The organism is Saccharopolyspora sp. NPDC049357, assembly GCF_040677225.1.
In the GTDB taxonomy this organism is placed as follows: Bacteria; Actinomycetota; Actinomycetes; order Mycobacteriales; family Pseudonocardiaceae; genus Saccharopolyspora.
The window spans coordinates 105,222-114,806 of the sequence record NZ_JBFAQJ010000021.1 but is presented as its reverse complement, the minus strand read 5'-3'; the positions used below and the strand labels follow the sequence as shown (position 1 = coordinate 114,806).

The 9,585-nt window shown below is 69.5% G+C and carries 12 protein-coding genes; 4 read left to right on the top strand and 8 right to left on the bottom strand.

Going from position 1 to position 9,585, the window contains the following annotated elements; all coding sequences use genetic code 11:
* Positions 1 to 251: 251 nt before the first annotated feature.
* Positions 252 to 707 (bottom strand): carboxymuconolactone decarboxylase family protein, encoded by a 456-nt coding sequence (locus tag AB0J91_RS19165; protein WP_363870489.1) that lies wholly within the window; start codon positions 705 to 707, stop codon positions 252 to 254.
* A 75-nt stretch (positions 708 to 782) separates the two neighbouring features.
* On the opposite strand from AB0J91_RS19165, the gene AB0J91_RS19160 reads away from it, so the two are divergent.
* The gene (locus tag AB0J91_RS19160) at positions 783 to 1,667 is read left to right on the top strand and encodes a sigma-70 family RNA polymerase sigma factor (protein WP_363870487.1); all 885 of its coding nucleotides are present in this window, start codon (positions 783 to 785) and stop codon (positions 1,665 to 1,667) included.
* Here AB0J91_RS19160 and AB0J91_RS19155 read toward each other — a convergent pair whose 3' ends face one another.
* The gene (locus AB0J91_RS19155) at positions 1,668 to 2,435 is read right to left on the bottom strand and encodes a VOC family protein (RefSeq protein ID WP_363870485.1); all 768 of its coding nucleotides are present in this window, start codon (positions 2,433 to 2,435) and stop codon (positions 1,668 to 1,670) included. It abuts the gene before it with no gap.
* Between the two features lie 189 nt (positions 2,436 to 2,624).
* Between AB0J91_RS19155 and AB0J91_RS19150 the strand changes: the two genes are divergently transcribed.
* Positions 2,625 to 3,104 (top strand): hypothetical protein, encoded by a 480-nt coding sequence (locus AB0J91_RS19150; RefSeq protein WP_363870483.1) that lies wholly within the window; start codon positions 2,625 to 2,627, stop codon positions 3,102 to 3,104.
* Here the strand turns inward: AB0J91_RS19150 and AB0J91_RS19145 are convergent.
* Genes AB0J91_RS19145 through AB0J91_RS19130 form a run of 4 tightly spaced genes read right to left on the bottom strand, consistent with a single transcriptional unit; the run spans position 3,088 to position 6,306 of the window.
* Positions 3,088 to 3,774, bottom strand: a complete 687-nt coding sequence (locus tag AB0J91_RS19145; protein ID WP_363870481.1) for a metal-dependent transcriptional regulator — start codon at positions 3,772 to 3,774, stop codon at positions 3,088 to 3,090. The two genes, AB0J91_RS19150 and AB0J91_RS19145, sit on opposite strands and share 17 nt — an antisense overlap.
* A gap of 5 nt (positions 3,775 to 3,779) precedes the next feature.
* Positions 3,780 to 4,667, bottom strand: coding sequence for a metal ABC transporter permease (locus tag AB0J91_RS19140; RefSeq protein ID WP_363870479.1), 888 nt, complete (start codon positions 4,665 to 4,667; stop codon positions 3,780 to 3,782).
* Positions 4,664 to 5,383, bottom strand: a complete 720-nt coding sequence (locus AB0J91_RS19135; protein ID WP_363870477.1) for a metal ABC transporter ATP-binding protein — start codon at positions 5,381 to 5,383, stop codon at positions 4,664 to 4,666. Before AB0J91_RS19135 ends, AB0J91_RS19140 begins: the two co-directional genes overlap by 4 nt.
* Positions 5,380 to 6,306 (bottom strand): metal ABC transporter substrate-binding protein, encoded by a 927-nt coding sequence (locus AB0J91_RS19130; RefSeq protein ID WP_363870475.1) that lies wholly within the window; start codon positions 6,304 to 6,306, stop codon positions 5,380 to 5,382. Before AB0J91_RS19130 ends, AB0J91_RS19135 begins: the two co-directional genes overlap by 4 nt.
* Before the next feature lie 98 nt (positions 6,307 to 6,404).
* Here AB0J91_RS19130 and rlmN point away from each other — a divergent pair, with 98 nt between their 5' ends.
* Together rlmN and AB0J91_RS19120 are read left to right on the top strand one after the other, a co-directional pair.
* Positions 6,405 to 7,517: a 23S rRNA (adenine(2503)-C(2))-methyltransferase RlmN gene (gene rlmN, locus AB0J91_RS19125; RefSeq protein WP_363789034.1), complete on the top strand. Its 1,113-nt coding sequence runs from the start codon at positions 6,405 to 6,407 to the stop codon at positions 7,515 to 7,517.
* Positions 7,518 to 7,709: 192 nt separating this feature from the next.
* Entirely contained in the window at positions 7,710 to 8,642 is a 933-nt protein-coding gene (locus AB0J91_RS19120; RefSeq protein WP_363870473.1) for a ferulic acid esterase, read from the top strand.
* A 153-nt stretch (positions 8,643 to 8,795) separates the two neighbouring features.
* On the opposite strand, the gene AB0J91_RS19115 is transcribed toward AB0J91_RS19120, so the two are convergent.
* On the bottom strand, positions 8,796 to 9,074 hold the full coding sequence (locus AB0J91_RS19115; RefSeq protein WP_363870470.1) for a DUF2631 domain-containing protein: 279 nt from the start codon (positions 9,072 to 9,074) through the stop codon (positions 8,796 to 8,798).
* A 204-nt stretch (positions 9,075 to 9,278) separates the two neighbouring features.
* A complete protein-coding gene (locus AB0J91_RS19110; RefSeq protein WP_363789037.1) occupies positions 9,279 to 9,548 on the bottom strand; it encodes a GlsB/YeaQ/YmgE family stress response membrane protein in 270 nt (89 codons plus the stop codon).
* Positions 9,549 to 9,585 lie beyond the last annotated feature (37 nt).

The following is a 9,585-nucleotide window of genomic DNA, read 5'->3' as shown; positions in this document are numbered from 1 at the left end:
GTGCTGTCCGGCCGTCGAGCGAATGCGGGAACCCAGTTCGTCCAACACCGTTCGGGATGGACGCAGTAGTGGGTCCGAACCGTCCGGACGAATCGGACATCGATCATGGACGGTTCGGACCAAAACCGCCCGCCACGGCACCTCTCGCGCGCGGGGTTCCGGATTTCAATGGAAATCCGTGCCCGGATCTCAGTGGAAATCGGGACACGGATTTCAGTGGAAATCGGGACACGGATTTCAGTGGAAATCGGTCAGAAGGTCTCGCCGGCGGGCTGCCGGGTGACGGCGTTGACGCGGTTGAAGAGGTTGGACAGACCGATCATGAGCGTCAGGGCCGCGATCTGCTCCTCGTCGTAGTGCTCGGTGATCCGCTTCCAGAGCTCGTCGTCGACGGCGTCGCCCTTGTCGGCGAGACGGGTCGTGGCCTCGGCCAGCTCCAGCGCGGCGCGCTCGCCGTCGTCGAAGAAGGGGGCCTCCCGCCAAGCGGCCACCGCCCAGAGCTTGTCGTCGCTGGTCCCGAGCTCCTTGAGCTGCTTGGAGCTGTAGTGCGCGCAGAAGCTGCACCCGTTGATCTGGCTGGAGCGCAGGTGCACCAGTTCCAGGGTCTCCACCGGGATGTCGACCGAGTGAACGGTCTTCAGCAGCGCCTGGATCGACTTGAAAGCGTCCGGCAGGAGCATCGCGGGGTTGTTCATCCGTGCTTGCATGGGTGCCTCCCTGTCACATGAGCCGGTCCCGGCTCGTCTACCCCCATGACGGGCGGCGACGGAGGAACGTGACCGATGGACGACAGCGATTTCCTGGCGAAGCGGTTCGAGCAGCACCGCAGGCGGTTGAAGGCGGTCGCGCTGCGGATGCTCGGTTCGCACGCCGAGGCCGAGGACGCTGTGCAGGAGGCCTGGCTGCGCGTGGACCGCGCGGGCGCCGACGACGTCGCCAACCTGGGCGGCTGGCTGACCACGATCGTCGGCCGGGTCTGCCTGGACATGCTCCGCGCTCGCCGCTCCAGGCCCGAGCAGCCTGCCGACGACCTGCCCGAGCCGTCGGACGGGCCGACGCCGGAAGCGGAAGCGGTGATGGCCGACTCCGTCGGGTTGGCCCTGTTCGTCGTGCTCGACGCGCTCGAACCTGCCGAGCGCCTCGCGTTCGTCCTGCACGACATGTTCGCCGTGCCCTTCGACGACATCGCCCCGATCGTGGGACGCAGCTCGACGGCCACCCGGCAGCTCGCCAGCCGCGCCCGCCGCCGCGTTCGGCGGAGCGGACAGCCGGAACCCGATCTGGTCGCGCAGCGCGAGGTCGTCGACGCGTTCCTGCGCGCCGCCCGCGAAGGTGACTTCGAGGGCTTGCTGAACGTGCTCGACCCGGACGTCGTGCTGCGCGCCGATCAGCGCGCGGTGGACCTCGCCGCCCGCGCCCGCAAGGCCGGTGCCCCCGCGCTCACGGCGGAGTCGCGTGGCGCCGACGTCGTGGCCGAGGCGTTCCAGAACGGCGCCAAGCTGGCGCGTCCGGCGCTGGTCGGCGACTCCATCGGCGCGGCCTACGCGCCTCGCGGCAAGGCGCACTCGGTCTTCGTCGTGACCGTCCACGACGGCCGGATCACCGAGATCGAGGTCATCGGCGACCGCGACCACATCGCGGAGCTCGACCCGCTGGTGCTGGACTGATCACTCGGGGGTGAGCCGGTCGGTGTCGATGACGGTGAAGGTGGCGCCGACCACGTCCCGCACCACGGCCATTCGCCCGTACGGGGAGTCGGTCGGTTCGCGCAGCACCTCGCCGCCCAGCGACTGGGCCTTGGCGACCGCGGCGTCGGCGTCGTGGTCGGGGTTGACCTGGAAGTACAGCTGCCAGTGCGACGGGACGTCGGCGGGCAGCGACCGGCTCGACTCGAAGCGGCCCAGCATCGGCTGGTCGCCGACGTGCCAGACGGTGAAGTCGAAATCGCCGCCCGGTTCGCCGATCTGCTCCTGCCGGTAGCCCAGCAGCTCCGCGTAGAAGGAGTCGACCGCCGAGGCATCGCGGGTGTGCACCTCGGCCCAGCACAGCGCGCCCGCTCGGGCCCAGCCGAACACCGCGTTCTCCGGTGCTTCCCACAGGCCCACGACCGCCCCACCCGGGTCCTCGGCGATCAGGAACATCTCGTGCCCGGGGGTTTCGGTCGGCGGGACGAGGACCTTCCCGCCCAACGCCCGGATCCGCTCGGTCGCGCGTCGGGTCGACTCGCACTCCAGGTACAGCGTCCACGCCGTCGGGATGTGGTCGGAATCCGGCTTCAGCAGCCCGGCCACCGGTGTGTCGTCCCGGAACGCGATGCTGTACTCGCAGCGCTGCACCCAGCGCCAGCCGAACAGCCCGGTGTAGAACTCGCGCGCGGCTTCGACGTCGTGCGACGTCAGGTCGGTCCAACCGGGTGCACCCAGTGCGATGCTCACAGCGATCACTCCCGAAAACGGCGCCAGAGGCCCCTCGACGCGTTCGAGCGGGCCCTTTCTGTAGGCAGCGTCACGTCTTCGCCGCCCTCCCGCAATGCGAAGCCCCCGAATGACGGCTTGATCGCCGTCCGACCGCGTGATCGACTGGGCGATGTCGTATGCACGTAGTCGGGTTTTTCGGGAGCAGCCATGGCATTCCGCGCGGCGCAGCCGGTGACCGCGGGCCTCAGTCGGCTTGCTCAGTTGGACCGTCACGAGCGCGCCCGCATCATCCGGCAGCTGTGCCGGCAGCACCCCGTGTTCCGCTCGATGCTCCGGCAGGCGGCCATCGCGCGAGCGGTCGCGTTCGGGTCCGCCCTGGCCCTGGGCGCTTCGGTGATCACGCTGGCTCAGGCGTTGAACATGTGGATCACCGCGAGCCTGATCTTCGCCGGAATGGGCGGATTCTGCTACGTGGCCGTGTCGTTGACCAGCAGCCGATTCGACCTGCTCATGGCGGTGCTCGGCGCGCACCGGACCGATGAGCTGCACAGCAGGCTGGTCACCGAGCAGATCTACGGCGAAGAGGTCGCACAGGCGGAGCCGCTACCGGATCGCCCGCCGCAGCAGGTGGTGTGCTCCCACGCGATCGGTTCCCGGCTGACCGGCGAACCTAGCTCTGCACACTGATCGACAGCGCCGCGACGATCTCGTCGCCGACGAAGTGGGTTTCGGCGTGCGGGGGCTCCCCGACCCGCACCACCAGCGGTCCGCCGAAGGGCTTGCGCTCCACGATCTCGATCCGCGAACCCAGCGTCATGCCGTGCTCGGTGAGGTAGCGCAGCAGCTCGGAGTCGGTGTCCCAGACGCGCGCGATGGTGCCCACGGTGCCGGGCTCGATCTGGTCGAGCTGCAGGGTCTTGGGCGCGGGGAGCAGGCCGTCGGCGGTGGGGATCGGGTCGCCGTGCGGGTCGATGGTGGGGTTGCCCAGCTTGGCGGAGATGTGCTCGACGAGCTCGTCGGAGACGGCGTGCTCCAGCGCGTCGGCTTCGGTGTGCACCGCGTCCCAGCTGTAGTCGAGCTCTTCGACCAGGAACAGCTCGATCAGCCGATGCCTGCGCAGCACGGAGTGCGCGAGCCTGCGGCCTTCGGTGGTGAGCTCGACGCTGCGGTAGCGGACGTGGGTGACCAGGCCCAGCTGGTCCAGCTTGTTGATCATGCCCGAGACCGAGGAGGGGCTGAGTCCGAGTCGCGCGGTCAGCGTCGCGTTGGTGACGGGTTCGCCCCGTTCGCTGAGCCCGTAGATCGCCCGGAGGTAGTCCTCCACCGAAGGCGACGGGCGCTCGGTTTCGCTCGGCATGACTTTCACGATACGGGCGGCGCCGTTCCCGCGGTCGCTCGGTCACCGACGACCGACCGTCGCCGCAGCGCTCGGGGCACGAGCCCCTGCCCGGGGGCCAGCAGGTAGGCCAGGGCGAACACCACCGACTGGCAGACCACGATCATCCCGCCGGTCGAGGTGTCGACGTGGAAGCTCAGGTAGGTGCCCGTCACCGCGCACAGCACCGACAGGCCGGCGGCCGTGGCCAGCATCTGCGGGAACCGCTTGGTCAGCAGGAACGCGGTCGCCCCCGGAGTGATCAGCATGGCGGTGACGAGCACGACCCCCACCGCCTGCAGGGCGACCACCACGGTCAGCGCCAGCATCGCAAGCAGCAGGGTGCTGATCCGCCTCGGCGAGATGCCGATCGCGTGCGCGTGCGTGGGGTCGAAGGCGTAGAGCGTGAGGTCGCGGCGCTTGAGCAGTGCCACCGCCAGCACCGCGGCGGCGATGATCAGGACCTGGGTGATGTCGAAGTCGGTGACGCCCAGGACGTTGCCGAACAGGATGTGGTTGAGGTCGACCTGGCTGGGGATTCGCGACACCAGCACCAGGCCCAGCGCGAACAGGCCGGTGAACACCACGCCGATCGCCGCGTCGCCCTTGAGCTTGGTGGTGTTGCGCACGCCCGCGATCAGCCCGACCGCGAGACTGCCGAACAGGAACGCCCCCACTGAGAACGGCATCCCCAGCACGTAGGCGAGCACCACCCCCGGCAGCACGGCGTGCGAGACCGCGTCGCCCAGCAGCGACCAGCCGATCAACGTCACCCAGCACGACAGCACCGCGCACACCAGCCCCGCGACGAGGCTGACCAGCAGTGCCCGCTGCATGAACCCGAACTGCAGGGGTTCGATCAGCCACTCGATCATCGCGCCTCCACCCCGAACGTGCGGGCCAGCACCTCGGGTGCGAGCACTTCGTCGATCGCGCCGTGCGCGATCACGCGTTGTTGCAGCAGGACCGCTTCGTCGCACAGCTCGGGAACGCTGGCCAGGTCGTGGGTGGAGATGACCACGGTGCGCCCTTCGTCGCGCAGCTCCCGCAGCAGGTCGCTGATCGTCGCCTCGGACTTCTTGTCGACCCCGGCGAAGGGCTCGTCGAGGAACAGCAGCCGCGCGTCCTGCGCGATGCCGCGCGCGACGAAGGTCCGCTTGCGCTGGCCGCCGGAGAGCTCGCCGATGGGCCGGGCGGCGAGGTCGGTGAGTCCCACGCGGGTCAGCGCCGCGCGCATCGCGGCCTTGTCGGCGCGGCGCGGGCGCCGGGTGAGCCCGAGGTGCCCGTAGCGGCCCATCAGCACCACGTCGGCGACCGTCACCGGGAACGTCCAGTCCACGGCCTCGGACTGCGGGACGTAGGCGAGCAGTCCTTCGCGCCGCGCCTGCTTTCGGTCGCGGTCCATGATCCGGATGTTGCCCGCGTCCGGTTTGACCAGGCCCATCAGGGATTTGAAGAACGTGGACTTGCCCGATCCGTTCATCCCCAGCAGGCCGCAGATGCGACCTTCGCGGATGTCCACCGACACGTCGTCGAGGGCGAGCACGTCGCCGTAGCGGACGGTCACGTGGTGGGCGCTGATGGCGGTCAAGGTGTCCCTCCGCGCAGTCCGGCGACGATGACGTGCGCGTCGTGGCGCAGCAGGTCGAGGTAGGTCGGGACCGGCCCCTCGGGACCGGACAGCGAGTCGACGTAGAGCTTCCCGCCCAGCTTGGCGCCGGTTTCGCGGGCCACCTGGCGTTGCGGGCCGTCGTTGACGGTGGACTCGCAGAACACCGTCGGGACCCCGTTGGCGCGGACGAACCAGGTGGTGTCCTTGATCTGCTGCGGCGTCCCCTCGGATTCGCTGTTGACCGGCCACAGGTACGCCTCGCTCATACCGGTGTCGCGCGTCAGGTAGGAGAAGGCTCCTTCGCAGCTGACCAGCGCCCGCCGCGACTCGGGCAGCGCGGCGAGCTCGTCGCGCAGGTAGCTGTCGATCTCGGCGAGCCGGGCCAGGTAGGCGTCGGCGTTCGCGCGGAAGGTCGTCTCGTGCGCGGGGTCGATCCGGATGAAGGTGTCGGTGATGTTGGCGACGTAGATCGCGGCGGTGCGCGGGGACATCCACGCGTGCGGGTTGGCCTTGCCCTGGTACTCGCCGCTGCGGATCGGAACGGGCTCGACGCCGTCGCTGAGCGTCACGTGCTCGGCCTCGCTGCGCTGCACGAACCGGTCGAACCAGCGTTCCAGGCCGAGCCCGTTGTTCAGCACCACGTCGGCCTTGGCGGCTTTGAGCATGTCGCTGGGCGTGGGTTCGTACTCGTGGATCTCCGCGCCGGGTTTGGTGATCGACTCGACGACGAGGGCGTCGCCGGCGATGTTGCGCGCCATGTCCGCGAGCACGGTGAAGGTGGTGACGACGTGCTTGCGGCCGTCATCGGGCTTGCTCAGGCCGGTGCCGCACGCCGACACCAGCATCGCGACCACGACCAGGACGGCCGTGTTTCGGCGACTCGCAAGTCCAGGTTTCGCCACGCCGAAAACCATACATCGGGAGGCCGCGAAGACCAACGGGTCCGGTCAACCGGCTGCCCATCAAGGTCGTCCGCGGACGTGGGAGACTGTAGGGCGCTATGTCTACGAAATCCCTGCCGCTCGTCTTCGACGCCCCGCGCCGCGGCAAGCCGCCGCGCCACCTCGCCGACCTCTCCGCCGAGGAGCGGAAGGCCGTCGTCGCCGAGCTGGGGGAGAAGCCGTTCCGCGCCAAGCAGCTGGCCAACCACTACTTCGGCAGGCTCAACGCCGACGTCGAGTCGATGACCGACATCCCGGCGGGCAGCCGCGAGGCGCTGGGCTCGGCCCTGCTGCCGCAGCTGCTCAACCCGGTGCGCAACCTCGACACAGATGAGGGCACCACCCGCAAGACGCTGTGGAAGGCGCACGACGGGACGCTGCTGGAGAGCGTCCTGATGCGCTACCCGGACCGCGCGACGGTGTGCATCTCCAGCCAGGCCGGATGCGGCATGGCCTGCCCGTTCTGCGCCACCGGCCAGGGTGGCCTGCAGCGCAACCTCTCGACGGCCGAGATCGTCGACCAGGTCCGCTCGGCGGCGGCCATGATGCGCGACGGCGAGGTCCCGGGAGGCCCCGGGCGGCTGTCGAACGTCGTGTTCATGGGCATGGGCGAGCCGCTGGCCAACTACCGCCGGGTGATCGACGCGGTGCACCGCATCTGCGATCCCGCGCCCGACGGCTTGGGCCTGTCGCAGCGCTCGGTCACCGTCTCCACCGTGGGCCTGGTGCCGGCGATCCGGAAGATGACAGCCGAGAACCTGCACGTCACGCTCGCGGTGTCGCTGCACACCCCCGACGACGAGCTGCGGGACACGCTGGTGCCGGTCAACAACCGCTGGAACGTCGCCGAGGTCCTGGAGGCCGCTCGCGGCTACGCCGATCACACCGGCCGCAGGGTGTCGATCGAGTACGCCCTGATCCGCGACATCAACGACCAGCCCTGGCGCGCCGACCTGCTCGGCAAGCTGCTCAAGAAGCACCTCGGCCAGTTCGCGCACGTCAACCTGATCCCGCTGAACCCCACCCCGGGCAGCAAGTGGGACGCCAGCCCCAAGCCGGTCGAGCGCGAGTTCGTCCGCCGGGTCCGCGAAACCGGGGTCTCCTGCACGGTCCGGGACACCCGCGGCCAGGAGATCGCCGCGGCCTGCGGCCAGCTCGCAGCCGAGGAGTAGCCCACCCGGTAGCGGCCAGATGTCCACGGACTTGGCGGCCAGGTGTCCGCTGATCATCTACCAAAGCGGTTCCGATGGACGCGGTGTGGCGGCTTCGGCCGTGAATTCGTGACCGCAATGAACAGAAGTGGTCGGTTTCCCCTCCGGTGGCCCATGATCCTCAGGTCTGAGTGATCGAGCTGGGAGGCAATGGTGCCTGACCTGAGAATTCGTGGCGCAGCGGTTCATTCGATCGTCGCGGCGGCGCTGGTGCTGCTCGCCGCTCCCGCCCACGCCGAGGCGCCCGATCACCGGGCGGTGTCGACGGGCTGCGGGAACACCGCCGTCGCGCCCGGGGAATCGGTGACCGAGGAGATCGTGTCGGGCGGGATCACCCGCACCTACCTGCTGCACGTGCCGGAGAACTACGTGCCGCTGCGGCCGACTCCGCTGGTGCTGTCCTTCCACGGGCACTCGCGGGACTCCGCGTACCAGGAGGAGCTCTCGGAGTTCTCCGGCACGGACGCCATCGCGGTCTACCCGCAGGGGCTCGTCGGAACCGACGGTGAGACCGCCTGGCAGGGGGCGCCGTACTCGGCCGACGTCGACGACGTCCGGTTCACCGGTGACCTGCTCGACGAGCTGGAGCGCGATCTCTGCGTCGACCCGGCTCGGATCTACGCCGCGGGCAAGTCCAACGGCGGCGGCTTCACCGGGGTCCTCGCCTGCCGGATGAGCGACCGGATCGCGGCCTTCGCCCCGGTCTCCGGTGCCTTCTACCCGCAGGGCGGTGCCTGCGAGCCCACGCGTCCGGCACCGATCCTCGACTTCCACGGGTCGCTGGACGCCACGATCCCCTACGACGGCGACGCGGAACGCGGGCTCCCGCCGATCCCGGACTGGCTGGCGGGCTGGGCGGAGCGCAACGGCTGCGACCCGGACCCGGTCACCCGCGACGTCGGCGACGGGGTGCACGCGGTGGAGCACCGGGCGTGCGATGAGGGGGCCGAGGTCGCGCACTACCGGATGGACTCGGTCGCGCACGACTGGCCGGCGACGCATCCGAACCCGGACTCCGATCAGCCCGCGCCGATCGACGCCACTCCGCTGATCATGGACTTCTTCTCCCGGCACGCGTTGCGCTGAGCGCACCTGCGGGCGGTTTGGTCCGCCCATGATCATCGTCCGCTGTGCCCGGTCCGTTCGGGCCAAAACCGCCCCGGGGTGACCGCGACAGCAGGCATGAGCAGCGAAAAGCCGCCCTCGGAGTTCCGGGGGCGGCTTCTCGGAGGTTCTGGGTCAGCGACGGCGCTTGTTCTTGGCCAAGTCGTAGAGCAGGCCGGCGGCCAGGACTGCGGCCGTGCCGATGAGCCAGACATCTTCCATCTTGAAATGCCCGCCGCCACTGAGGATGCCCTGGTGGTTGCCGATGAGCATGCACAGGACCGCGACGACCGAGAACCAGCCGGCGATCTGGGTGCCCTTCGGGAAACCGCCGTGCCAGCCCCACTCGACCGACGGTTCCTCGGCCGGGTCGATGGCCTGGCTGGGCTTCTTCTCCAGCTCGGTGCTCGCCACGTTCCCCTCCTGCGCCACACCGGCCACGCGCGGCCGGAAAGCCTGTTGCTTGGGTTTCGCGCACCGCCGGGACGGCGGTCCACGATCGCCTTCATCCTCGCACACCCGATCGGCGCCTCAGCGCCCACCTGCCCGGCATCAGCAGCGAAAAAGGTGCCGCGCGAACTCGGCTCGCGCGGCACCCCGGTGAACGGTCAGCGGTGACTACCCCTTGACCGCCTTGCGGCCGACGATGACGCGGTAGATCCCGAGCACGACGACCGATCCGATGATCGCCACGATCCAGGTCTGCAGCGACCAGAACGTCTCGAGGCCGATGCCGAAGATCCACTGGCCGAGCAACCCGCCGAGGAAGGCCCCGACGACCCCGAGCAGCATGGTGACGATGATGCCGCCCGGGTCTTTGCCCGGCATGATCAGCTTCGCGATGGCTCCCACGATCAAGCCGAGAACGATCCATCCGATGATGCCCATGACGGCCTCCTTAGTTCATCGGGCGCGGCCGATACGC